Below are 23,916 nucleotides of genomic sequence, written 5' to 3' on the forward strand. Positions count from 1 at the left end.
TAAAGTTATAACTTTTATAACAAACCTCCGGATACCGCGATTAACTCTCCTGTGATCCAGGAACTGCTCTCTGAAGCCAGGAAAACGGCCACCTTTCCGATATCTGACGGAAGTCCGCCACGGCCGAGCGGCGTAGCTGCCACTAATTGTTTGGCCCAGAGCTCTGCTGCTTCTCCCATTGCACGCGCGCCCTCGGTATCTACGTACCCGGGTAGGATTGCATTCACCCTGATGCCTTTGCTTCCAACTTCTTGAGCGGTTACTTTTGTGATTTCATTCAATGCAGCTTTGGTTGCAGCGTACAGCGATGCGCCTTGCACGGTTTTGCGCGCGGCCAGGGAACTGATATTGATAATACTTCCACCGCTTTGCTCCATATATTTTACGGCTTCCTGAGTGGTCAGCAAAGGTCCTAAGACATTAATGTCAAACATTTTTCGATACCCGTCTTCGGTAACATCGGCTATAAGGGGATAATCATAGACCCCGGCATTATTAACCAGGATATCAATACGGCCAAATGCGGCAATACCGGCCCGGAACATTTCGCTGACCTGGTCTTTTTTTGATATATCCGCTTTTACGGTCAGGCATTTGACGTCAAGCCCTCTTACCTGTTCAGCCACTTTATCAGCGTCTTTTGGACTTGTGGCATAATTGATCACCACATTTGCGCCCGCCCGGGCCAGTTCCAGTGCGATCCCGGCACCAATGCCTTTAGAGGCGCCGGTTACGAGCGCTACCTTATCTTTTAAAGTCCGATCTGTGTTCATAGGTTTTTTTTTGGCAAAGCTAAATGAGGTACCGGTGCCTGACAATCCCGGAATAATTATTCATAGGGAATAATTATTCCCTATAGGAGCAGGCCGAAAAGATCGGTAATTTTGCATTTAATCGGGATGATATGTATGAAAGGAAGATTCCGCTGACATTGGGATGCGGATTTGAACTGGTCCGGCAAGTGGTGAATGGTAAATGGAAGTTTATGCTGCTGTATTGTCTGCATGAGGGCATTACACGCCCAAGCGCGATGGAGCGGGCTTTGCCCGGTATCAGCCGGAGAGTGATCAATATTCAGTTGAATCAACTGATCGGCCACGGTTTGGTTAGCAAACAAGATTACGAAGAGAAGCCGCCACGGGTGGAATATTTTCTTACAGATCTGGGAAAAAGCCTCATTCCGTTTATTATTGACCTGGGCACCTGGGGCGAGGAGCATAAAGGAACCTTACAATTAAATATTGTTTGAATTCCATTACAGCCGCCATTACTTATAGCTATGGAACACCAAAAAACATTTCGGATAAAAAACTTGCCGGAGGCTTATTTCACCGGCGAGCATAAGCAGATGCTGCTTGAAAATGAACGACTTAAGGGCATTTCGGTGATCCGTACAGACGATCATTTCCGGAGTTGTAAAAATGCCGTAGAGCCTCATGTTTTAGAAAACTACCTGGTATGCCTTATCCGTAAAGGAGCTGGAATCTACAACTTCGGCGCTGAAGTATTTCAGTTAAAAGAAAATACACTTTGCCTGATCCCACCGCTGACGCTAACGTCATGGCATTCCCAAACTGCCTATCAAGAGGGTTTTTGCTGTACTTTCTCCGAGGACTTTTTTACCACGGGTCAGGAGAATAAAAGCTGGCTTAGCCAGACAGGCTTAGCTGGCAACTTGATCATTTCCCTGACTGCAGAGCAAATGGCTTATTTTTCCGGACTGATGGAAGAAATGTTTGCAGAAATGCAGACGCCATCCGGCGTTGACGTTGAATTGATGAGGGTTCAGCTGCACTTATTGGTTCGGAAGGCGGCGGCACTTTATCCGGACACGTCTAAACATATTCTGCCCAAAAGTAGGGCGGCTGTTGTCCTGGCTAGCGATTTCGTCAAGCATTGCAGGGGAGATTTTGAACAACTATTGAACGGGGAAATACAGCGTTTACCTTCGCTGAACACTTATGCCGAGAGGCTGAATGTAACCCCTAATCATCTGAATGACATGGTCAAGCTCATCATGGGTAAATCTGTCGGGCAGTTTCTTCACCAGGAGCTGGCTGGGCACGCGACTAACCTGCTGCAACAGACCCAATGGCGGGTGGGGGAGATCGCGGACCGGTTAGGATTTAACGACCTGTCCTATTTTACGCGCTTTTATAAAAAACAACTGCAAACGACGCCCTCCAAGGTCCGGGGACAAAATCCGTAGATTGTACCAAAAATTCCGTAGGGCGTATTAAAAGCCCCTCGCTGAACGGCATAATTTTGTGAAAAAATATATGATGTCTTTAGCGAATCAGCGAATTTTAATAACGGGAGCGACCATCCTTTCCATGGACAAGAACATCGGCAACCTTCCTTCGGGCGATGTCTTAATCGAAGGCACCAAGATCAAAGCTGTTGAAACCGAAATAAATATCGAAAATGCGCAAGTTATCCAAGCGGAGGGCATGATCCTTTCACCCGGTTTTACCGATGCCCACCGTCATGCCTGGCAGGGTAGTTTGCGCCGCCTGATGCCAGACGTCAGCGATCTGATGAGCTACGTAGAAGAAATACATTTCGGGCTTGCCCTGCATTATCGTCCGGAAGATATTCTTATCGGTAATTTACTGACCGCGTGGAGCGCCATAGACCATGGGATCACCGGGATGATCGACGCCTCCCACAACACCCGTAGTTATGAGCACGCCGAGGCTGCGCTGGATGCTTTGGAAGCAACGGGCATCCGGGCGCTCTATGCACCGGCATTTCCGCTTGGCGGAGAATGGGAACAATCATTTTGGCCGGCAGGTCTAGAACGCTTATACAAGAAAAGGTTTTCTTCAGAAGGGCTGATCAAAATGGGTGTTTTTACCCATATCAGCACGAATGGCTGGGACGTGGCGCGCCACCTGGGTGTTCCGATGATCACTGAATTCCTAGGTAAAGAACTATCTGCTTCTTTGAAAGGCCTGCAAGCGGAAGGCAAACTTGGGCCGGACAATATCTTTAATCATTGTACCGGCTTAACACCTGAAGCATGGAAGATCATGGCCGATTGCGGTGTTAAGGTCACGGTCGACCCTCGTTCGGATGCCCAATATGGGCTGGAAGAAGGAGTTTTCGCCTATCAGCATGCTATCGACCACGGGATGCGTCCCGGTATCGGTACTGACCTGGAGACCGCCTATGGCGGGGATATGTTTACGGAAATGCGTGTAGCATTTGCCTTACAAAGGGCATTTGCGCAAAATCGAAAATATAATGGCGATGCTAAGGCGCCGGCGCCGGTGACCTCCAAAGCCTTGCTGGAAGCTGCTACGCTCCACGGGGCCGAGATCGCCGGCTTTGGCCAAGTCGCAGGCAGTATCACACCAGGTAAAGCCGCTGACCTCATTCTGATCGATACGAATGCGATCAACTTGTTTCCATCCAATGACGCCATTGGTACCGTGGTGCATGCAGCCGACAGAAGCAACGTGGATACAGTCATGGTGAATGGGAAAATCCTCAAATCTGATGGAAAACTGATCGGTGCCGATTTGGATTATTTAAAGGAAAGAGCACAATCATCTGTGCAATATTTACTAGAAAAACAAAACGATTTCAATCGAATGAAGTAATTGGAAACACAGTTTTCAAATAACTTTACAGAATTTTTAGAGCTGGGTTCCAATTTTTAAATAAATCAAATAGAGAGTCAACCCAATAAATAGGCGTGTGATCGAATTGGTAAGAGGTAGGTTTCTCAAAGTTAGCTTCGATATCAACTCATTAACTAAAATTAACTTAAATTAATGACTTACAATAATTTATATTTAAAATGACTGTGCAGTGCTACAGCCTTTTCATTCATGAAATAACAATCAATCCGACTTATCTTTTGTTAATTTTTTAAGGACGCCTGCCACCGTAATATTGCTTTCTGTTTGATTAAGCTGTTAAGGCGACATCATCTGAAGGTTGAACAATAAATCAGTGAGCAATGAAAAGCGGTTTTAATGTTATTTATTTAGGCGGCCCCACCTGCGATAAACTCAAATTAGGATAGGAGAGTTAGGGATTCGAACCCTTAGTCCCTGAAATATTATTGCTATAAAAGTTCTAAAGGTAAAAAAAACACCTACCCCTTACATGAGGTGTGAAAAAAATATTTTTCCCTTCCTCACATTTGCTGTGCTAAATTTTAAGTTATGGTAAATAACAATGAAACTCAAAATGACTTCCCGAAAGTCCGTCGCGATCAACTGATAACAGTGCAGGACCTGATTGATTTCAAACAACTGCTGATCGTTGACATCAAAAAGCTATTGAAGGAACATACCGGTCATCCTGGACACCAATGGCTCAAAGCTTTTGAGATCAAAAAGATGTTACGCCTGTCTGAAAGTAAGCTCCAATATCTCCGGGATAAAGGCTTAATACCTTTCAAAAAGTTGGGAGGTATAACTTATTACAATCTCGAAGAAATCGAGGCGCTCATGAACTCTGGTAAGTTGAACGATCAAATGAAAATGGTATGAAACGAAAAGCAAAACGTATCGTTCCTCCAATCGATAAACCGCTAAGGAATCACCATAAAATAGCGATCATAAATGATGACGGATTCGGCACTTCAGTTCCACCAACTCTCGCTAGTATCGAAATTTACTTTGACCAAAAAGGCCTGCTGGACAATGCCTCCGATTTCTATAACGAGCATGAATTGCGGGATTGGAAAAGTGTCTTCGGCCAACCGATAATTAACTGGAAAGTTTGTGCTGCTGAATGGATCTATAACTACCGGCAGGAAGTAAAACACAGGTTCAGGATGTCTCCATTTTATAGTGAGTCGTTCTAAGTGACTGATGTTAAACTGATCCAAATCGAAGACTTTGAAAAAGGATGAGATTGCATTTATGAGCAATCAGCAAGATAAACGTTTGTATTACAAACGAAATCTTGCCCTCTCTTCCAAAGTCAGTCCGGGGCCATTGGAAAACCTTCCGAAGTCAGATTTTATAAGATAAGAAATATGGAAAATCAGGGTGATAACAGATCAAAAACTTTGCTGACAAGGCTCAAACCTGCCGAGTACCAGTCCATTTATTCCGCCTTCAAAAAGACCCGGTTTAATAAACTCAGTGAGTATTGCAGGAGTATTTTATTGGGCAAGCCTATAGTTGTAGTACATCGTGATAAATCAATGGATGAAATGCTGGAAGAACTTGCATTGCTCAGAAAGGAGTTGAATGCAATAGGTAATAATCTGAACCAGGCAGTTCGACAAATTAATAGTGCGCACGGAAATGCGGATAACCGATTATGGTTAAATCTGCTTTCTATTATTGGCAGCAAGGTCGATCCGGCAATCGGTCAGATTAAAGAACGTATGTTAAGTTTTTCGGATGTATGGTCGCAAAAATTAAAACCGGCAGAAGCGTCAGCGGAGCAATAAATTACAATGAACATAAAGTAAGGGTGGGCAAAGCAGAACTGATTTCAGCGCAAGGCTACCTTAAAGATCCGGCCAACTTAACGTTTACGGATAAGCTGCAAAGGCTGCAAGACCTAACAAATCGGAACGAGCGGACACTCGTAAACGCGTTGCACGTTTCGTTAAATTTTGCGGTGAGCGAAAATTTGGAGAGAAATATACTACAGCAAATTGCCGATGACTATATGGATGGTTTAGGTTTTGGTAAACAGCCTTATTTGGTTTACCAGCATCATGATGCCGGACACCCTCACCTGCATATTGTTACCACTAATATCGAACCGGACGGAAAACGTATCAGTTTTCATTTACTTGCGAACAGGGCCTCCGAAAGTGCCCGAAAACAAGTTGAAATGACTTACAATTTGGTGAAGGCAGAAGACCAGGGTAAGCAGCAAACCGTATTATCTAAGCCATTGCAACAGGTTGATTATGGTAAGTCAGAACTTAAAAGATCAATCACCAATGTAGTGAATGAAATAGTTAAAGCCTACAAATTTACCAGCATTCCTGAACTGAACGCCGTACTCAATCAATATAATATTACCGCTGATCGCGGCTCCAAAGATTCAAGAATGTATGAAAAAAACGGCTTGGTTTATTGGGCGCTTGATGCAAAAGGAAACAAACTTGGGGTGCCAATCAAGGCCAGCAGTATCTATGGCAAGCCAACTATGAAGGCGCTCGAAGATCGATTTCGATTAAATGAAGTATTGCGAAAACTCTTAAAGAGAAGGTAAAAACTAAGATTGACAAGGTACTATTAGCGCCGGTTTCCAAAAATGCGTTTCAAAAAAAATTAAAAGATGATGGCATTCAGGTCATTTTCCGGCAGAATGAAGAAAGCCGTTTATATGGGATAACGTTCGTAGATCATGGGTCAAAGGCAGTATTTAACGGCAGTGATTTAGGCAAAAATTACAGTGCTGCTACACTGATAAATTGGTTTAAACATGAGGATATTGGCCACAATCAAATCGATCCCAAACCGGTAAAGAATGTTAGCGAGGCTTCAAAATTTCCTGACAATATTTCAGGTTCAGTTACAACTTCAGCCGATGGGGATTCATTGTTAAGCATACTATTCAAAGAAGAACAACAAGACATGGCTGCCATAGGAAGGCTTCGACAGAATAAGCGCAAGAAAAAAAGAAAAGGTCATTCACTTTAACATTTAACATCATGCAAACTGGTGAAAACGAGCAAGCCCTAAGAAAGATAATTGACTTTACACGGCTACTAAGCATTGCTATTTTAATCATACATTTTTATCTAAGCTGCTATCCGGCTTTTCAAATTTTAGGCTTGACCAAGCCAGTCGTAAATCACATTTTATTGCCGCTATCGAAGATGGAAGTATTCGCTAAAGTGCTTTATGTGAAATTAGCAGCGCTAATTCTTTTGATGATTTCACTTGTTGGCAGCAAAGGAAAAAAGGATGAATCCATAAAGGCCAGCAGGATTTTTATTTATTGCACTGTAGGGTCAATAACGTACTTTATCAGTACGCTGTTTCTTACAATACATTGCCCTGCAACCACAATAGCCATATTGTATGTAGGCGTAACAATCATTGGTTATATGCTGATTCTTTCAGGGGTAAGCCTGCTTTTCAGAATGTTGAAAATCAATTTGGGTAAGGATATTTTCAATAGGGAAAATGAATCGTTCCCACAGGAAGAAAGGCTGTTAGAAAATGAATACTCGATCAATTTACCGGCAGTTTATAATCTGAAAGGCAAAAGCCGCAATAGCTGGATAAACATTATCAATCCTTTCAGGGGTACACTAATTGGCGGTAGCCCAGGTTCGGGTAAGTCATATTTCGTCATCCGTCATTTCATTACACAACATATACAAAAGGGATTCACCATGTTGGTATATGATTTTAAATATGATGATTTGTCCAAAATCGTTTACAATGCGCTTCTGAGATACGCCCATTTGTTTCCCGTAAAACCAAATCAGTACATTATTAACTTGGAAAAAATTATGCACCGCGCTAATCCTTTAGAACCCCATACGATGATTGATATTACTGATGCGATTGATTCAAGCCGTACGATCATGCTCGGCCTTAACCGCGAGTGGATAAAGAAACAAGGCGATTTCTTTGTCGAATCCCCAATTAACTTTATTACGGCGATCATGTGGTTTTTGAAGAAATATGAGAATGGGCGATACTGTACTTTGCCTCATGTGATCGAATTGGCGCAGGTAGATTATGAAGACCTTTTTGAAGTGTTATTACAGGAACCTGAAATAGAGGTGCTGATTAACCCCTTTGTTTCTGCCTGGCAAAATGAGGCGTATGAACAATTAGAAGGACAAATTGCAAGTGCCAAAATAAGCCTGGCACGTTTGTCCTCGCCGCAACTTTATTACGTATTGAGCGGCAATGATTTCTCGTTGGATATTAATAATCCGGATGAACCTAAAGTCGTTTGTCTTGCCAACAACCCGCAAAAATCGCAGGTTTATGGAGCAGTATTGTCTCTGTACATCAACAGAATAAATAAGCTGGTTAATCGTAAAAATCAGCAAAAGTGCAGTATGATCTTTGATGAGTTTCCAACCATTTATTTTAATGGTATTGATAGCCTTATAGCCACAGCGCGATCGAATAAAGTTGCCGTTACCTTAGCCGTCCAGGATTACAGCCAGCTAAAAAAGGATTATGGGCGGGAGCAGGCGGAGGTGATTTTAAATATTGTAGGTAACATTATTGTTGGACAGGTTACGGGTGATACGGCTAAACAATTATCCGAACGTTTCGGCAAAATCAATCAGGAAAAAGAAAGTATTTCAATTAATAGCCAGGATACATCCATCAGTAAATCAACTCAACTGGATTATGCTGTCCCTGCATCTAAAATTGCATCATTATCCTCTGGCGAATTTGTAGGCATGGTTGCCGACGATCCTGATAATAAAATTCCGTTAAAGACATTTCATAATGAAATTCAAAACGATCACGATGCAATAAGGAAAGAGGAATCTTCTTACTTGCCCATACCTTTGATCAGGAATATTGATCCGGCCGAGATTTTAATCAACTACCAGCAAATCAAGGACGACATAAAAGCCATCATAGCTACTGTGTTGGCTAAGACCAGGATTGGTTAGGTTATAATAAATGCGTTTCCTGTAAAAATAGAACTTATAAACCACGTAATTTCCCCGATATTCGTTTAAATTATAAACTTAGATTTAATGCTTCTTTGCGGCTATTAGTGCCAATGTTTTATCAAGTTCAACATCCTTCTTTTCGCCGGTTAAACTAAAAAATGGCTCCACGTAAACATCCGGTTTTACACCGATCCCGATAAAATCTGTGCCATCGGGGAATGCATCAAGCTTGGAGCAGATCCGTACCGTAAATCCTTTTGGTATCTTGAAAAACATTGGTTGGCCGGAACTCCCAGCTGAATTTTGGCCACACGGGTAATGTTCTTACTGCCGTTCAAATAAATCAAGAAATCCTCGGCAGCAGAGAATGTGTTTTTAGAAGTGAGCACATAAATCTGCATTTTTAACCGCCGTACGGTATCGGATATATTAATTGTATCTCCCGGATGTTTATCCCAACTATTCCTCGTTAGATATTCAGTAAGGGTATCGGTTTTCCCAAGTAGTTTATTTGAGCTGGCCCAGGCTTTATTAGCTGAATTATTGGTTCGCGCCCTCCACATTGATCCTACGATAAATGGTCTATCTGTTAGGTATTTTGCCATTTCAATGGCATAGGCATCATTCCCGCCCTGATTCCGTCGTATATCTAATATCAGGTTTTGATGTTTCCTGATTTCGGGCAAGACTTGCCTGAAATCATTGATAACTTTTGGATCGTTAAATGTGTTTAAGGTAACTATCGCCACCGTCGGTGATAAAGATTTATATTCAAAATCTTTTGTTGCCGATGACGTTTCCACCGGAACCATTTTCAGCTTATTACTCCGACCGAGAATATTAACATCTCGGTTTACTAAAATTTTCGACTCTTTTCCATTCGGTGAAAGTAACGTCAGTTCAATTGGCGTATTTTTAAAACCATTCCATTCGTTATTCAAATAAAGATCGTCCCTGGTTTTACCATCGAGCTTTACTATTTCCGCACCAATGGGCACTTGTTCTTTCAATGTTTCGTTAACCGCACTTACATAACGTTTCCCGTTATGCTCAACGTAGAAAACCGGTGGCGAATCAATATCATTCCGAAACGCCTGTGGTGTCGACACCAAAGTGTGGCCGTCTTTTAGATTGCCTATGAAGCTCTGAAGCACTTTGAAATATTCATAAACATTTTTAGTAGCTAATATTTTAGGAATATAGGCAACATAAAGATTATCCCAGTTTAAATTAGGTTGTTTATCAAAGAAAACAAAGTTATAATCAGCTTCCTTCCATATCATCGAAAGCGCATACAATTTATCCTCACGACTTACAGTGTCGCGCATAGCTTGTGCCTTTAATATATTAGGCAAACAGAATAAAATAATAATAAAAAGGTAAGGTTTTTTACAATCATGGTATAGATATGTTAAGAGAATGCGGCGTTATTCGGAATTTTGCTTAAGGTAATTATAACATTAAAATAAAAAGATTCTGCCTTATTCAAGATGGCAATTCGTTGCAATCTAATTAGAATATGTGTGTTCGGCCAAATAATTTGTTCATGTAATCCCACAGCCATAAGCCCCGATATACATATAAAAATAATTTTCCTCTGCGTTCTCATGGAACAAGCCTGGATGCTATCTACAGATTTGGCAGCTTAGGTTTCAGACTTTTACTCTATTACCTTTTCCGTGCTTTTAGTGTTCTTCGATGGTCGCTGGCCGAAGTCCATGATAGGCGTGCTTTATGATACAAATTCGCTTTGGCTTGCAAATCAACAAAGTGAGCAATCCCCTTTTCCTGGTAAACAGTTAATGTTTGCAGTGTTTTATAAACCACTTTAAGTAATCTCCTTGCAACAGCAACAATCGCTTTCTGCGCTTTCACCCGCTTACGCAACTTATCAAATAAGGCATGCCAGTAAGAATCTTTCATACGAACAGCGGCCCATGCCGCGCCAATAATAGCAACTCTTAGATAAACTGTTGCGTTTTTTAATCGCAGTGTTTTTTCTTTTACCTGCACTTTCATTGTTACCTGATGCAATACCGCACCAGGACGTAAAATGATCCGCTGTAGGAAAACGGCTCATATCTTTTCCAGCCTCACTTATAATGATTTCTGCTGATTTGACTCCAATACCGCCAATGCTGTGAAGACATGCCATGTGTAAAATAAACGATTCCTGCAATAATCTCTGATTATCAAATGTGAATTGTCAGGCGTAAAACGTGGACGTAGTAATACGTGTAGTAATAACATACAAAGCCATTTAGCATCCTTACGATCCGTTTTACGCTTCGGCATCTGCTTAATGTGAACGGGATTTGCCACCATGACTTCGATATTGAGCTCAGTGAGTATAGCATATAAGATCATCCAATAAATACCAGTGCTTTCCATCAGGCAATGCTGAATATTACATTCCTGTTGCCAATCCCTGATCTGTTTGACTTCGCAGGTGTAGAAGCCAAATTACCGAAACTCTTGATTGCTGCCATCTCTCCACGAGGTAAAACCGAAGATTTTGTCCTTGTGCATATTAAGGGTACAGGCCCTATCTAGTTGAGGCATAATGTTTACATCAATTATTTGCTGTTTCATAAATATCCTCCGTTGATTATCTATGAAATACATTTTTTTTATGAGCTCGGGTGTTTTTCTAAATCATAATACTTAAGTTAAAAATTAAATAAATATTTCCTTAATGTTAAATGTGTTGTAACATATTATTCCTGATTGGCGTAATAAATGAAAGCCTACTTATCGGAATACCCTATGAAAATATTTGCTGAGCGTATCTACAACGCATTGGAAAACGAACTGAATGAAATTTCTCTCAATGGTGATTCTTTAACCGAACATTACAAATCGTCGATTTTACGTTGCAAAAAAGCAATGGCAAAATTAAAGAAATACATTTCTACCTATTCGTTCGAAAATATCGATGACGAGATCCACTTTTTTAAAGTCATAAAACCCCAGTTTTATAGCAAGTACATTTACTTCATCAACGTGTATAATTTCATGATGCAGAAACCGACGGGAGGGGAAGAGATAGTTAAAGAATATATAACCTATGAGCTAGCCGACTTAAAGCGCTTCTTCGATCACAACCATTCTTTTTACCAGTATTACCGATCTGGCTCCACACAGATGGATGAAGTCTACTTTACCAGGGGGGGATTTGATGTCCATGTGGAACTAGAAGATTTTGAAGAAGACGAAATGTATTCAACGAGCCACGATTATAAACTCTCTAAAATCATAGCGAATGAAAAATATCAGGATTTTTTGAATTTGGAACTGCAAAAAAACATAGTGCAGGATGGAAAACCGCTCGAATTGGGATTGGAGTTACCGCTAACTTGGACTTTCAATAAAACTGACTTGGTTGAATTAATTTATGCCTTAGTAGCGGTCGGTGTATTCAATAACGGCAACGCAGATATCAAATCGGTTGTCAACTTTTTTCAAACTGTTTTTCAGGTTGATCTTGGTTCTTATTACCACAAATACACAGACATCACCCGCAGGAAAAAGGAGTACGCCGTATTTCTGGATAAACTTAAATTGGCCTTGTTAAGGAGAATCGAGGAAAAACTGGATGAAGATAGCTCGCCGCAGCAAAGAATCAAATTTGGATGAGATTAGGCTTTTGCACATAACGAATCGTACGACGGTAAATCGAAAATTGAATGGACGGGACTCGAACTGTTCCTTTATGTATTTAAATATCAGATACTTATAACTTTATAAATCAAGAAGCATCTTGAAAGACACCGAATTATTTCAGTAATTATGAGTTGTTTTAAAGAACTTCTGTTGAGTAAATTTAAGAATTTATGGAATGAGATGCAACTTTAAACGTGCCCAAGTTATGATAATAACTGATTGATTGCTAATAATGAAATGAATCAATTTGAAAGGTATTTTAGTTATGTAATTTTATGCGAATTGTTACTGTTTATAAACGTACCAATACAATTTTCCAAACTGAGATGCCAACCTTTGATTGAGAGTTCGTAAAAATTATTTATAATTAGATAAAATTGCAGATGGTTATGCTCAAGCGGAAAGCAAGTCCAAAAGTATTATTGAAGAAATGGGTAAAATATAAATACCGGGGGAAGAAGATAAGAATAACCGGAAAGCCCTATTATACCCATCTTACCGCAGTATCTAAGATGGCTGCACGATGCACTTTGTTCGGTTCTGAGATAGGTCTCTGCCATGATTTGCTGGAAGATACCACAATTACGCCAGGAGAACTGATGACTACTTTAGTGAATTTCGGTTATCAGTCAAACGATGCAATTTATATCACATCTGTGGTAAAAGAGCTTACTGACGTGTTTACGCCCTTAGCATATCCTCGACTAAAAAAACGTGAACGTAAGGCCAAAGAAAACAAACGGCTGCTTCTAATCAGTCCTGGCGCACAGACGGTCAAGTATTGCGATCTAATCTATAACATAGATTGGATGTTAATCAACAACAGAAAAAAAGCACAAAAATATCTTAAAAAAAAGAAATGGTTAATTAACCGATTAGACAAGGGCAATGATCAACTGCACTTTACAACGCTGAAAGTTATAAAGGCAGGACTTAAAAGTTTAAAGGATAATTAAATACACCATAGCCTGAACTAGCGAGAACAATTATTGTAATATTTTCGTCTCAATTCTTTATTTATTGCTAAAATGGAATCGCTTGATTATCATTGTTACATAATTGTTAATTTAATGTTAACAAAGGCGTAATAATCATGAATCAAAGACTTTCGCATAATATGCTCATCTATACCTTCGCGGTTTTGATGATCCTAATGCGTCCGTTTTTTGCTTATCATATTTCTCAAACAGGCGGTTTTGCCGGGGACCCAACGCGGGTTTATAACCTGCTTCAACGATTGGTTAAGAAAAAAGAATTTCATGCCGAAGATGCTGACGAAGCGGCAGATTTAATAAATGCTACCGAGGTAAAAGTTATTTTACCCCTTGTATTTATATTACTGCAATTGCGCCGCTATGCCGGCTGGCTTTACGCATTACTTGTCGGTTCAAATACGAGTAATAATTACAGCACCGTTTTCCAGGTGTGTCCGTGTAATTGTTATTACCAGCGTATATCCAAACTCCAGATCTGATTTTACAGGCTTATTGTATTGTATGGTTTTCCATGCTTTGCTGTTGAATGATTTTTATTTTAGGAAATCAGCGGCGGATAATGTATCTCATTAATCCTTCTTAATTATTTATTCAGCCTGTTTATCTAACAGATTCAATGAAATTTCATCGTAGTAATTACACTCTTATATTTATACTTGGGCTGCTATTGCTGTGCCATCATACTTTGTCGGCACAAACTAAAAGCACCTTTTCGCTATCAGAACTGGTAGACTCGGCCCAAAAACATTTGCCCGTTCTCCTGCAAAAGCAAGCTTTGGTCAATAGCGCTAAAGCCAACGTGACAGATACCCGTAACTCCTTCTTACCCAAGTTGAATGTGGGTGATGAGCTATCAATAGCCTCATCAAACGACGTGGAAGGCAGTTACATACCCATGGCAGGTATTCTCCGCACCACCTCGGGTTCTATCCGGGCCGATAACAATTACCATGCACAAACCGGGAATATCGTATCTGCTTATGCTGAATACGACCTGGTAAACTTTGGCCTGCGTGGTGCCAAGGTTGAAAACGCCGTAGCCTACGCAAACCTGCAACAAGCCGACTTTGACAAGGAAGTTTATATCGTGAAGCTACAGATCGGTAAACTCTATTTTAATATCCTCAAAAACCTATACCAGTTACAGATAGACCAGCAGAATATTCAGCGGTATCAATCAGTAAATACCATTATAGGGGCATTAACCGGCAGCGGTATTAAACCAGGTGTGGACTCATCTTTGGCCAAAGCAGAGTTGTCGAAAATTAAGGTAAGTTATAATCAACGCGCTGGTGCTATTAAGCAAATGCAGCAGCAGTTGAGCTTTTTAACGGGTATCAATGCTACACAAATCAACATAGATACCTTACGTAAAGACGATGACGTGGTGGCATCACACCTCTTTAGCAAATTGGCTGATAGTACCGCAAACCCACTGCTTGATTATTTTACCAGACAAAAAGCATTATATCAAAGTGCAGAAACTTTGGTAAAGAAAAGTTATTTGCCCAAAATCATATTATCAGGTGGCGGTTGGGGCCGTGGGTCGAGCATTCAATACAATGACGATTACCGTTCACTGGGCAGTGGATTAGGTTACCAGCGGTTCAATTACGCAGCGGGCATTGGCATTACGTATGATCTGGTAAACATTGTGCATCGTAAAGATAAGGTAGCTGTTAACCACTACCAGTCTCAAGCCGCCGGGTTTGATTTTGAACAACAAAAGTTAGCCTTACGCAACGCCAACAACCAGGCTCTGCAAGCCATACAAACAGCCGAGCAAAACCTCAACGAATTACCCATCCAGCTACAGGCTGCTACAGATGTATACAACCAAAAGGAGGCGCAATATAAAGCCGGTGTTATTAACCTCATTGACTTAACCACCGCTTCTTTCGTGCTCTACTCAGCTCAGTTAAACTACGTAGAGACTCTGAACGATTGGTATGTGGCTAACCTTGACAGGGCTGCGTCTACAGGCAATCTCGATTTATTTATTCAAACTATTAAACGATAAATTAATGGTAAAAGCAGCTTTAAAAAGACCCATCACTATATTGGTGTTGTTCGTTGGTCTGTTGTTGTTCTCGATACTGTCACTACGAACAGTACCCATCGATATATTCCCGAGTCTCAACTCACCCACTATGTATGTGATACAGCAGTACGGTGGCATGAGTGCCAAGCAAATGGAAGGTTTTTTTTCGACCAAAATGCAGGATCAGTTTCTGTATGTAGACGGTGTTAAAAGTGTTGAAAGTAAAAACATTCAGGGCTTAACCCTTATTAAGCTGGCCTTTTACGAAGGCACAGATATGGCCGAAGCATCTGCCGAGGTAGCCATTCAGGTTAACCGTTGTTTATCCTTTTTCCCGCCAGGGGCATTGCCTCCCGAGGTGGTGAGGTTTGATGCCTCATCCTTACCTATCGGCGAACTTGTGTTCAGCACTAAAACACGTTCATTGAATGATGTTTTTGATATGGCCAGCACCTTGATTCGCCCGTTGTTTGGTAAAGTACCGGGTTTATCTGCGCCGCCACCGTTTGGGTCTAACGCAAGGTCTGTTATATTAAAGGTTGATCCGCAAAAACTCCGGGAGATGAACATCTCGCCAGAGCAGGTGGTAGAGGCTTTAGCCCGTAATAACTCCATGACGCCATCGGGCAATGTGCGGATTGATAGCACCATGTTTATCTCTTCTGTTAATTCGCAGGAAGAAAAGGTAAAAGATTTTGCTGAAATACCTATTATCAGTAATGGTGTTAACACCATTTATGTAAAGGATGTGGCAAAGGTGGAAGATGCCTCGGACATTGTTGCTGATTACGCATTGGTAAACGGCAAACGCTCTGTATACTTTCCTATCGTAAAAACAGCCAGCGCATCAACCTGGGATGTGGTACAGAATCTGCGCAAGGTAATGCCTGAAATGCAAAGCTTGATGCCGCCAGATGTGCATATCAGTTACGAGTTTGACCAAAGTGTATTCGTAATGAATTCGGCCAAGAGTTTAATGACCGAAGGTATCCTTGGCGCGGTACTAACCGGCTTAATGGTGCTCCTCTTTCTGCGCGACTGGCGTAGCAGCCTGGTTGTGGTAATTACGATACCTGTAGCGGTGTTGAGTGCGGTATTCTTTCTAAAGCTTGCCGGGCAAACCATTAACATGATGACCCTAAGCGGGCTTTCATTGGCTATCGGAATTTTGGTCGATCAGGCAACTGTTACCATTGAAAATATTCATCAGCATTTTGAAATGGGCAAAGGCAAAAAGCAAGCCATACAGGATGCCTGTATGGAAATCTCATTTCCGCTATTGCTCATACTGCTTTGTATCCTGGCGGTATTTGCGCCATCATTTGTAATGAGTGGCGTGCCAAAGGCCATGTTCCTACCGCTATCCCTGTCTATCGCTTTCGCCATGATTGTTTCTTACATCGCAGCGCAAACATTGGTACCAATTATTGCTAATTGGTTATTAAAGGCCGAGATGTTTCAATACCACCACAATCAACCACATGCCCATGCAGGCTTAGATCTGGATCATCAGGAAACCATTGAGATAGACAAACATAACGAGCAGGATATTAAACATCCCGAGGAGAATGATTTCTTTCAGCGCATTAAAGTTGGCTTGTTAAATACGCTTAACAAATGGATGCCGAGGCGTAAACCTATTGTAGTGTTTTACTTAGTAGCAGTATTGCTGCTTACTGGCCTAGGGTTTGTAATTATTGGTAAAGATATGTTACCGCATTCCAACGCCGGACAACTGCAGCTTAGGGTACGAGAACCTGACGGTACAAGGCTGGAAATTACCGAGCGTAATGTAAAAACCATTCTTAATATCGTTGATTCGGCAGTGCATGGCAATGTGGCTATTACTTCTGCATTCGTTGGCCCGGTTTCATCTAATTACGGACATAGTAATTTGTATGTATTTAACAGCGGTACGCATGAAGCGGTTATCCAGGTCCAACTGGAAGAAAGCTTTAAAGCCAATATGGACGATCTGAAAGATGAGATTCGTGCAGCAATTCACAAACAGTTTCCGCGCGTTAATCTGTCATTCGAGCCGATTGAGTTAACTGAAAAACTGATGTCGCAAGGTGCAGCTACACCTATTGAAGTTAGGGTGGCAGCCAAAAACATCAAAAATATTGAGTCGTACTCCACCAAGCTCATTAAACGCTTAAAGGAAGTGCCTTACCTCCGCGATGTGCAGGTTGCACAGCCCTTAAAGTTTCCGACCATCAATATTAAACTCGACAGGCAGCGCTTGGCGCAATCGGGCTTGAGCATTGATAATGTATCTAAGAGTATTTCAGACGCTACAGCATCAAGCCGCTATACGCTGAAAAATCTTTGGCTTGACGATAAGAAACAATACACCTACAATACCCAGGTGCAAATACCCGAATACATGATGAACAGCATGGAGCAATTGCAGGCCATACCGATTGTACCGGGTAAAATGAGGCCAGTGCTGTCTGATATTGCTGCAATTTCCATCGATTCATTACCCGGCGAATATGACCGCTCGGGCCCGCGCCGGTTTGTAACCATTAATGCTAACATCTATAAAAAAGATTTGGGTACAGCCACTACCGCGGTACAAAAAGCAATTGAGGATATGGGTACACCGCCAACAGGTTTAGTAGCTGAGGTGAGAGGCATGTCGTCACTCTTAACAGAAACATTAGATTCACTTCAAACTGGGTTATTAGCGGCTATAGTTGTAATCTTGTTACTGCTTGCAGCTAATTATCAATCGTTCGGTATTGCGCTATCTATATTATCAACTGCACCTGCTGTATTGTTGGGTTCATTGATGATGTTGCTCATCACCGGCTCAACACTCAACCTGCAATCGTATATGGGTATCATCATGTCGGTAGGGGTATCTGTTGCTAACGCCATCCTGATCGTAACCAATGCTGAGAACCTCCGGCTGGAATATAAAGATCCATTTAAAGCTGCATCAGTGGCGGCAAGTATCCGTTTACGCCCCATTCTGATGACCAGCCTCGCCATGATAGCAGGTATGATCCCCATGGCCAGCGGCCTGGGCGAATCTGGGGACCAATCAGCCCCATTAGGTCGTGCTGTAATTGGTGGATTGATGGCCTCTACCGCAGCTGCATTATACATAGTGCCTTTGGTTTATGGCTGGATACAGCAAAATGCATCGTTTAAAGATGTATCCCTATTAGCCGAAGACGAAGAACCTGTTAAAGAACCCGAATTAGCAGCCTGATTAATTTACCATACACCATGCAATTAAAAAATATCATTATAGCAATTACAGCAACTGCATTGTACGGTTGCTCTGAACATAAACCTGCAGAAACAAAAGCCACAGCCGATGCCCCGCCACACTATCAATTGGTAACTGTACAAAAGGCCGGCATGGAACAAACAGTAAAGCTGCCTGCACAACTGGCAGCTTATGAAGAAGTAAGCATTTTTCCTAAAGTAAATGGGTATGTTAAAAGTGTACTGGTTGATATTGGTTCGCACGTAAGCAAAGGCCAGTTATTGATGACACTCGAAGCACCCGAAGTACAACAAGCTGTATTACAAGCCAAAGAAAAATATGCCCGCGCCAAGGCAGATTACACACTTAACAAAGAAAACTATTACCGCTTAAAAGTAGCAGCAAAAACAGCGGGAGCCATTGCCCCGATGGATTTAGCAACCGCCAAATCCAGAATGGAGGCCGATAGTGCATTAGCAAATTCTGAAAAAGCCAACTGGCAAATTCAGCAATCTTTAATGGACTACCTGCACGTTACTGCGCCGTTTGACGGTATTATCACAGAGCGTAACACACACCCGGGTGCATTAGTTAGTGCCGAAGCTAAAGACAAGCCGCTGTTAGAACTGAAACAGGTTAGCCACCTCCGTTTGCAGGTTGATATTCCGGAGGGCTTATCTGTAACACTAAAAGATAAGGATGCAGTGAATTTTTATCTGAGTGCTTTGCCGGGTAGAAAAATGACGGCCAATGTAAGCCGTAAGGCAGGCAATGTAAACATTCAATACCGCTCTGAACGGGTAGAACTTGATGTACCTAATAAAAATGGCTCATTATCACCAGGTATGTATGCTGATGTAATCCTGCAATCAAAAGCCAGTTCTAATGCTCTGATTGTACCGAAGTCGGCTGTAGTTACCTCTACTGAGCGTAAATATGTTATAGCTATCCGCAATGGCAAAACAGTTAAAGTTGATGTATCTACAGGCATTGAAAACGCTAACAAGATTGAAATAATCGGTGATTTAAAGAGTGGTGAGCAGGTAATTGCCATAGCAACAGAAGAAATCGAAGATGGTTTAGCGGTTAAATAACCGTATATTGATGTAAAAACAAACGCTATGAATCAGGACTTTCTTAACTACCCACCCGGACCAATTGCTTTAAAATGGCTGTTGCTGTTGGTATTGGTATGCTGATCGGTATGGAAAGAAAATGGTCGCATAAAGAAGTTGGCATCCGTACTTTTTCTATCGTGGCGTTGCTGGGAATGCTGGCTACCACCATCGGGCACGATTTCATCATGGCATGTATGATCGGCGTTTTTCTGCTGGTCATATTCACCAACCTGCGCAGCATTTTGGTTGATCGTACTTTAGAAGTAACTACAGCGGCGGCCTTAATTGCCAATTATATTTTAGGCGTGCTGGTTGGCCTCGGTCACATTTTTACACCTGTTGCCGGTGCCATAATAATGACGATGTTGTTGGCCTGGAAGACAGAGCTTAATCGCTTTGCAGGTGGGCTGCAACCTTCAGAAATTAGAAGCGCTATTTTATTAGGACTCATAGGTTTCGTTATATACCCTTTGATGCCTAACCGCTATGTCGACCCTGGGAACTCTTTAATCCTGCTGATGCCTGGTTAAGCGTAATTGCCATATCAGGTATCGGCTTTATTAACTATGTGCTGTTACGTATTTTTAGTACTAACAGCCTTTACATGGGGGCAATCTTTGGCGGATTGGTTAACAGCAGCGCAACCGTTGCTGAAATGAGCACCAGAGTTGAAACCGCAGGTTTGAGCCGTAAGATGACCACACTTTGCCTTTTAACCACCATTGCTATGTTTGCACGGAACCTTGTACTGGTGGTGTTATTCTCACCTGCATCATTAACGGCTACCTTAATGCCTTTAGTGGCTATGTCGCTCGTTTCAACGCTATGGATTTGGAATGACAACTTCAAGACAAATCAAGAAGCCCACCCCACTATTGCCATACAACTTGACTCGCCAATTGCTATCACAAAAGTGCTTTGGTTTGGGTTATTGTTTGTAATTATCCAGGTTGGCGGCACTTTGCTAACTAAAGTATTTGGTGGTTATGGGATGCTGGCAACCGGTATTTTCGGCGGATTGGTGAGTAGCGCCAGTACTACCGTCGCAGCAGCTACAATGGCTAGTCACGGTAAAGTAACAGCCTCTATAGCAGGTGATGTGGCCGTGCTGTCCTCATTGGCAAGTACGGTTATTAACTTGCCTATTGTTTGGCGCACTGTTAAAGACAAAGCAGTTGTAAAAAATCTGACTATTGAACTCATCACAGTGATGGTGACGGGCATTGCCGTAGTTATATTGGATAGGGTCTTTGAGTTTTCTGATTTCTTATTAAAGCATTAATTAGGTACTGCCTTTGATCAAACTTATTTTATCAATATCTGACGTTGAGATTTTAAGTTAAAGTATTATATAATTAAGTGTTCTTTAAATGCTTAATTAAGATTACACTCTTATACTTACATGTTCATTGTAGCAATCTATTGAACAAGTCATTATTTAAAGAAAAATGTATGTAAAAATGGACGGGACTCGAACCGTCCCTTTATGTATTTAAATATCAGATACTTATAACTTTATAAATCAAGAAGCATCTTGAAAGACACCGAATTATTTCAGTAATTATGAGTTGTTTTAAAGAACTTTGTTATCCCGAAATTAAATAAATGGATTTTAAAATGCAAATCAGCCGGCTAACTCGTGAATACTTATTGATTTGTAGATTATTATAACAAATTTCTCATAGAGTCCGTTAGGTTTCGATTTCCAACCAGCATTTCTATATTCATAGCCGGGGCAAATAATATGCTGTTTGTCACCGGGCTGGTAAGTCCGATTACTTATTATGGCACTATTTAATTCTATTAATTTCTTCACTATTTTCAGTAGTTCTTTTAGATAGGTTTTTTACTTTATTGTTTCCAAATCGCTTAGTAATTGAAATACGTATAGATCTGCTGTCACCGAAGGTATGTAAAGTAGTTTGGTAAGTATCGGAGTCGATTTGAAAGCTTTTGTTCTTAATGGTATTTAAAACATCAGCGGCATATAAAGATATAATAATGCCTTGTTTGGGATATTTTCTAACAAATCCAAGGTTCAAATCACTGTAAGGACTAACTTTAGTATTTGCATATTTCTGAGTAGTGTTAATGTTGAAGCTAACGTCGGCATCTATTTTAGATTTAAGGACATTTGGAAATGTTTGTTTCAGATTTCCATTATACATTAAGTTTTTAGTTGCGCCGACAAATGTTGCAGTTTGCACATTTTGATATTGATAGCTAAATGTATTTGTTAAGTTTAAGTTCCAAACCCCTTTAATGATAACATGATCAATAACGTTGGTAAAATGGAAATTATCCGAGTTACCATAGTTAAATCGCTCTAAAATAATCGTGTCAGGCCTATGAACGACGGGGATCTGGCCAATTAAATGATTAGAGTAGGTATAGCCTGCTTGAAATATATAAGAGTCAGTATAACTATATGTAATTTCAGCGGTAAGGGCATTGGATGGTCTTAAAAGTGGATTGCCAGAAACAAAATATTTTGTGCCTAACAGATAGGTAAATGGGTTAAGTTGACTATAGGTTGGTCTGGAAATATCGCTTTTGACGGCAAAACTTAAATCATTATTATCGTTCACCTTATAATCCAGGTATAAAGAAGGGAATACGTTTGAGTAATTTGTTTTGAACTCTGCACCTGTAAAATCGCTATTGTTATTTAAATCTGTTTGCTCAAAACGTATTCCTGCCATGGCGTCCAGTTTTTTATTAATCGCTGTCTGAAGTGTTGCGTACATTGCAAATATTTTTTCCCTGTAATGAAAATCGTCAGAATACCTAGGATTATTCATAAATACACCATTACTAAATTGATCATAGTCAAATTTATTACTGTTATGAGTGCTTGAGAACCGGAGGCCTGTTTGCAACTGCGTTTTCTTAGTAATAGTATAGCTATAGTCAACTTGAGAGCCCAAGCTATTAATGGTCTGCAAATTCGACGTTGAGACAGCGCTGTTTAGTGCGGGAGGAATATCTGTCGTATAAGAGGTAAAATCCGATACGCTATTGCTTGTGTAATGGAGAAAATCAGAACTGACAATCAATTTAGAATTTTTTGTCTGATATTGATAAAATAGATTATTATTTAGTAGGTGCCGACCCTCGTTAAAAGGACTTTCACTTAATAATGTAACTTCATTATTGTTACTCGCTGCAATGTTATCGTTTGCTACGCTGAGTCTATCTGTATTGGTATACCTATAATCTGTTAAAAGCGAAATCTTAGATTTTTTTGAAAGATCAAAATCAAGTTGAAGAGAGGTGTTTAAATTATTTTGTGGCTTAATGTCAATGTCTGTTATCAGGCTTTCCTTTTCACTTGATTGCAAATAGCCAATTTGATTATTCGTTTGCAAATGTAGATTGGTTGATGCCGCGTTTAGCGATAACAAAGCGTTGAATGTGGGTGTTCTAAATGTGATTTGAGACGAGGCAACCTGTGAATTTAAAGTTGCCTGTTGGTCGGATAACGTAGCGATAACATTTAAGCCCTGTGACTGATTTTTTTTTAAGACTATATTAATTATACCGCCTGGATTTCCAGCTGCATATTTGCTTGATGGTACAGTCAAAATCTCAATTCTGTCAATATTTTCGGACGGCATGGTTCGCAGATACTGGTAAAGATCATCGCCGCTCAAGTTTATTTTTCTGTCATTGACATATACCGTAACACCCTTAACTCCGGCAATGGACAAGCTGCCATCGTTGTCTGCATTAAGCATAGGAGTCTGTCTCAGGACATCCCATGAATTGTTTCCTACCGCCAGGCTTGAGTTTTGCATGTTAAATATAAATCGATCGATTTTTTTTTCAAATGTTGGTTTTTGATATTTAATAATGACCTCCTTGAGTTCCTTGATGGTTGGGGAACCTATATTGATTATTTGGCTCTCATTCTTGATAGGATTTAGATGGACCTTAATCGTAGTATCCCGAAAATTTGAACGGGATATTTTTAAAAAATAATCCGTGTATTCCAGCTGCAAAAATGTAAACGATCCCTGCGCATTAGTTTTTTGATACTGTACGGACAGGCCGTTGGAGGATTTAAATAACTCGACTAACGCAGAATCAACCGGATGATTTTCGGAATCAACGATTGACCCAATTATTTTTTGACCTGCGCAGGAAACTGATAAGAATAGTATAAATAGAGTTAAAACAATCTTTAATGAAAAGTTTTTACGCAATAGGAAATATTTTGCCGTAGCAATGTATGTGTTTATCATGTGATAAGATTAGGTTTATTGTGATTAATCGAAACTTAGATTCGTCAT

General features: G+C 40.8%; 22 protein-coding genes and 1 pseudogene. 17 read left to right on the forward strand and 6 right to left on the reverse strand.

Annotated features, from left to right (window positions below; all coding sequences use genetic code 11):
- Positions 1-14: 14 nt before the first annotated feature.
- On the reverse strand, positions 15-773 hold the full coding sequence (locus tag PQO05_RS10340) for an SDR family NAD(P)-dependent oxidoreductase (RefSeq protein ID WP_273632772.1): 759 nt from the start codon (positions 771-773) through the stop codon (positions 15-17).
- Between the two features lie 131 nt (positions 774-904).
- Between PQO05_RS10340 and PQO05_RS10345 the strand changes: the two genes are divergently transcribed.
- The 8 genes from PQO05_RS10345 (at position 905) to mobC (ending at position 8,584) form a co-directional block, all read left to right on the forward strand.
- Positions 905-1,249 carry a winged helix-turn-helix transcriptional regulator gene (locus PQO05_RS10345; RefSeq protein ID WP_273632773.1) on the forward strand — a complete coding sequence of 115 codons (345 nt, stop codon included), beginning with the start codon at positions 905-907 and terminating at the stop codon, positions 1,247-1,249.
- 30 nt (positions 1,250-1,279) lie between these two features.
- A complete protein-coding gene (locus PQO05_RS10350; RefSeq protein ID WP_273632774.1) occupies positions 1,280-2,209 on the forward strand; it encodes an AraC family transcriptional regulator in 930 nt (309 codons plus the stop codon).
- Between the two features lie 124 nt (positions 2,210-2,333).
- The gene (locus tag PQO05_RS10355; protein ID WP_273632775.1) at positions 2,334-3,605 is read left to right on the forward strand and encodes an amidohydrolase family protein; all 1,272 of its coding nucleotides are present in this window, start codon (positions 2,334-2,336) and stop codon (positions 3,603-3,605) included.
- A 570-nt stretch (positions 3,606-4,175) separates the two neighbouring features.
- Complete coding sequence (locus PQO05_RS10360; RefSeq protein WP_273632776.1) at positions 4,176-4,505, forward strand: helix-turn-helix domain-containing protein; 330 nt, start codon at positions 4,176-4,178, stop codon at positions 4,503-4,505.
- On the forward strand, positions 4,502-4,822 hold the full coding sequence (locus tag PQO05_RS10365; protein ID WP_273632778.1) for a hypothetical protein: 321 nt from the start codon (positions 4,502-4,504) through the stop codon (positions 4,820-4,822). The genes PQO05_RS10360 and PQO05_RS10365 overlap by 4 nt, the downstream gene beginning before the upstream one ends.
- Before the next feature lie 174 nt (positions 4,823-4,996).
- Entirely contained in the window at positions 4,997-5,419 is a 423-nt protein-coding gene (locus tag PQO05_RS10370; protein WP_273632781.1) for a plasmid mobilization protein, read from the forward strand.
- A complete protein-coding gene (locus tag PQO05_RS10375) occupies positions 5,374-6,198 on the forward strand; it encodes a relaxase/mobilization nuclease domain-containing protein (protein ID WP_273632784.1) in 825 nt (274 codons plus the stop codon). The genes PQO05_RS10370 and PQO05_RS10375 overlap by 46 nt, the downstream gene beginning before the upstream one ends.
- Positions 6,199-6,640: 442 nt before the next feature.
- Positions 6,641-8,584, forward strand: a complete 1,944-nt coding sequence (gene mobC / locus PQO05_RS10380) for a conjugal transfer protein MobC (RefSeq protein WP_273632787.1) — start codon at positions 6,641-6,643, stop codon at positions 8,582-8,584.
- 185 nt (positions 8,585-8,769) lie between these two features.
- Here mobC and PQO05_RS10385 read toward each other — a convergent pair whose 3' ends face one another.
- From PQO05_RS10385 to PQO05_RS26765, 4 genes and pseudogenes are all read right to left on the reverse strand, one after another.
- On the reverse strand, positions 8,770-9,915 hold the full coding sequence (locus PQO05_RS10385) for a S41 family peptidase (RefSeq protein ID WP_273632789.1): 1,146 nt from the start codon (positions 9,913-9,915) through the stop codon (positions 8,770-8,772).
- 340 nt (positions 9,916-10,255) lie between these two features.
- Positions 10,256-10,606 (reverse strand): hypothetical protein, encoded by a 351-nt coding sequence (locus PQO05_RS10390; protein WP_273632791.1) that lies wholly within the window; start codon positions 10,604-10,606, stop codon positions 10,256-10,258.
- A gap of 16 nt (positions 10,607-10,622) precedes the next feature.
- Positions 10,623-10,742, reverse strand: a pseudogene (locus PQO05_RS26760) (transposase); the annotation flags it as partial.
- Entirely contained in the window at positions 10,685-10,978 is a 294-nt protein-coding gene (locus tag PQO05_RS26765) for an IS110 family transposase (RefSeq protein WP_420490454.1), read from the reverse strand. The pseudogene PQO05_RS26760 and the gene PQO05_RS26765, both read right to left, overlap by 58 nt.
- A 6-nt stretch (positions 10,979-10,984) precedes the next feature.
- Here PQO05_RS26765 and PQO05_RS10395 point away from each other — a divergent pair, with 6 nt between their 5' ends.
- From PQO05_RS10395 to PQO05_RS10435, 9 genes are all read left to right on the forward strand, one after another.
- Positions 10,985-11,140: a hypothetical protein gene (locus PQO05_RS10395; protein WP_273632793.1), complete on the forward strand. Its 156-nt coding sequence runs from the start codon at positions 10,985-10,987 to the stop codon at positions 11,138-11,140.
- A 213-nt stretch (positions 11,141-11,353) separates the two neighbouring features.
- Complete coding sequence (locus tag PQO05_RS10400; RefSeq protein WP_273632795.1) at positions 11,354-12,223, forward strand: RteC domain-containing protein; 870 nt, start codon at positions 11,354-11,356, stop codon at positions 12,221-12,223.
- 416 nt (positions 12,224-12,639) lie between these two features.
- Complete coding sequence (locus tag PQO05_RS10405) at positions 12,640-13,206, forward strand: hypothetical protein (protein ID WP_273632796.1); 567 nt, start codon at positions 12,640-12,642, stop codon at positions 13,204-13,206.
- A 137-nt stretch (positions 13,207-13,343) separates the two neighbouring features.
- Positions 13,344-13,724: a hypothetical protein gene (locus PQO05_RS10410; protein WP_273632798.1), complete on the forward strand. Its 381-nt coding sequence runs from the start codon at positions 13,344-13,346 to the stop codon at positions 13,722-13,724.
- A gap of 137 nt (positions 13,725-13,861) precedes the next feature.
- On the forward strand, positions 13,862-15,265 hold the full coding sequence (locus PQO05_RS10415) for a TolC family protein (RefSeq protein ID WP_273632800.1): 1,404 nt from the start codon (positions 13,862-13,864) through the stop codon (positions 15,263-15,265).
- Between the two features lie 4 nt (positions 15,266-15,269).
- The gene (locus PQO05_RS10420; protein ID WP_273632802.1) at positions 15,270-18,506 is read left to right on the forward strand and encodes an efflux RND transporter permease subunit; all 3,237 of its coding nucleotides are present in this window, start codon (positions 15,270-15,272) and stop codon (positions 18,504-18,506) included.
- Positions 18,507-18,523: 17 nt separating this feature from the next.
- A complete protein-coding gene (locus tag PQO05_RS10425; protein ID WP_273632805.1) occupies positions 18,524-19,600 on the forward strand; it encodes an efflux RND transporter periplasmic adaptor subunit in 1,077 nt (358 codons plus the stop codon).
- Between the two features lie 74 nt (positions 19,601-19,674).
- Positions 19,675-20,154 carry an MgtC/SapB family protein gene (locus tag PQO05_RS10430; protein WP_273632807.1) on the forward strand — a complete coding sequence of 160 codons (480 nt, stop codon included), beginning with the start codon at positions 19,675-19,677 and terminating at the stop codon, positions 20,152-20,154.
- 38 nt (positions 20,155-20,192) lie between these two features.
- A complete protein-coding gene (locus tag PQO05_RS10435) occupies positions 20,193-20,906 on the forward strand; it encodes a DUF4010 domain-containing protein (RefSeq protein ID WP_273632809.1) in 714 nt (237 codons plus the stop codon).
- Positions 20,907-21,414: 508 nt separating this feature from the next.
- Here PQO05_RS10435 and PQO05_RS10440 read toward each other — a convergent pair.
- A complete protein-coding gene (locus tag PQO05_RS10440; RefSeq protein ID WP_273632811.1) occupies positions 21,415-23,868 on the reverse strand; it encodes a TonB-dependent receptor in 2,454 nt (817 codons plus the stop codon).
- Positions 23,869-23,916: the final 48 nt, after the last annotated feature.

It is taken from the genome of Mucilaginibacter jinjuensis (assembly GCF_028596025.1).
GTDB classification, from domain to species: Bacteria; Bacteroidota; Bacteroidia; order Sphingobacteriales; family Sphingobacteriaceae; genus Mucilaginibacter; species Mucilaginibacter jinjuensis.

What these genes read in the sequence shown, in the direction of transcription:
- PQO05_RS10340 (WP_273632772.1), bottom strand. Translation starts at nt 773, where the DNA reads ATGAACACAGATCGGACTTTAAAAGATAAGGTAGCGCTCGTAACCGGC.
- PQO05_RS10345 (WP_273632773.1), top strand. Translation starts at nt 905, where the DNA reads ATGTATGAAAGGAAGATTCCGCTGACATTGGGATGCGGATTTGAACTG.
- PQO05_RS10350 (WP_273632774.1), top strand. Translation starts at nt 1,280, where the DNA reads ATGGAACACCAAAAAACATTTCGGATAAAAAACTTGCCGGAGGCTTAT.
- PQO05_RS10355 (WP_273632775.1), top strand. Translation starts at nt 2,334, where the DNA reads ATGGACAAGAACATCGGCAACCTTCCTTCGGGCGATGTCTTAATCGAA.
- PQO05_RS10360 (WP_273632776.1), top strand. Translation starts at nt 4,176, where the DNA reads ATGGTAAATAACAATGAAACTCAAAATGACTTCCCGAAAGTCCGTCGC.
- PQO05_RS10365 (WP_273632778.1), top strand. Translation starts at nt 4,502, where the DNA reads ATGAAACGAAAAGCAAAACGTATCGTTCCTCCAATCGATAAACCGCTA.
- PQO05_RS10370 (WP_273632781.1), top strand. Translation starts at nt 4,997, where the DNA reads ATGGAAAATCAGGGTGATAACAGATCAAAAACTTTGCTGACAAGGCTC.
- PQO05_RS10375 (WP_273632784.1), top strand. Translation starts at nt 5,374, where the DNA reads ATGGTCGCAAAAATTAAAACCGGCAGAAGCGTCAGCGGAGCAATAAAT.
- mobC (WP_273632787.1), top strand. Translation starts at nt 6,641, where the DNA reads ATGCAAACTGGTGAAAACGAGCAAGCCCTAAGAAAGATAATTGACTTT.
- PQO05_RS10385 (WP_273632789.1), bottom strand. Translation starts at nt 9,915, where the DNA reads ATGCGCGACACTGTAAGTCGTGAGGATAAATTGTATGCGCTTTCGATG.
- PQO05_RS10390 (WP_273632791.1), bottom strand. Translation starts at nt 10,606, where the DNA reads ATGAAAGTGCAGGTAAAAGAAAAAACACTGCGATTAAAAAACGCAACA.
- PQO05_RS26765 (WP_420490454.1), bottom strand. Translation starts at nt 10,978, where the DNA reads ATGGAAAGCACTGGTATTTATTGGATGATCTTATATGCTATACTCACT.
- PQO05_RS10395 (WP_273632793.1), top strand. Translation starts at nt 10,985, where the DNA reads ATGCTGAATATTACATTCCTGTTGCCAATCCCTGATCTGTTTGACTTC.
- PQO05_RS10400 (WP_273632795.1), top strand. Translation starts at nt 11,354, where the DNA reads ATGAAAATATTTGCTGAGCGTATCTACAACGCATTGGAAAACGAACTG.
- PQO05_RS10405 (WP_273632796.1), top strand. Translation starts at nt 12,640, where the DNA reads ATGCTCAAGCGGAAAGCAAGTCCAAAAGTATTATTGAAGAAATGGGTA.
- PQO05_RS10410 (WP_273632798.1), top strand. Translation starts at nt 13,344, where the DNA reads ATGAATCAAAGACTTTCGCATAATATGCTCATCTATACCTTCGCGGTT.
- PQO05_RS10415 (WP_273632800.1), top strand. Translation starts at nt 13,862, where the DNA reads ATGAAATTTCATCGTAGTAATTACACTCTTATATTTATACTTGGGCTG.
- PQO05_RS10420 (WP_273632802.1), top strand. Translation starts at nt 15,270, where the DNA reads ATGGTAAAAGCAGCTTTAAAAAGACCCATCACTATATTGGTGTTGTTC.
- PQO05_RS10425 (WP_273632805.1), top strand. Translation starts at nt 18,524, where the DNA reads ATGCAATTAAAAAATATCATTATAGCAATTACAGCAACTGCATTGTAC.
- PQO05_RS10430 (WP_273632807.1), top strand. Translation starts at nt 19,675, where the DNA reads ATGGCTGTTGCTGTTGGTATTGGTATGCTGATCGGTATGGAAAGAAAA.
- PQO05_RS10440 (WP_273632811.1), bottom strand. Translation starts at nt 23,868, where the DNA reads ATGATAAACACATACATTGCTACGGCAAAATATTTCCTATTGCGTAAA.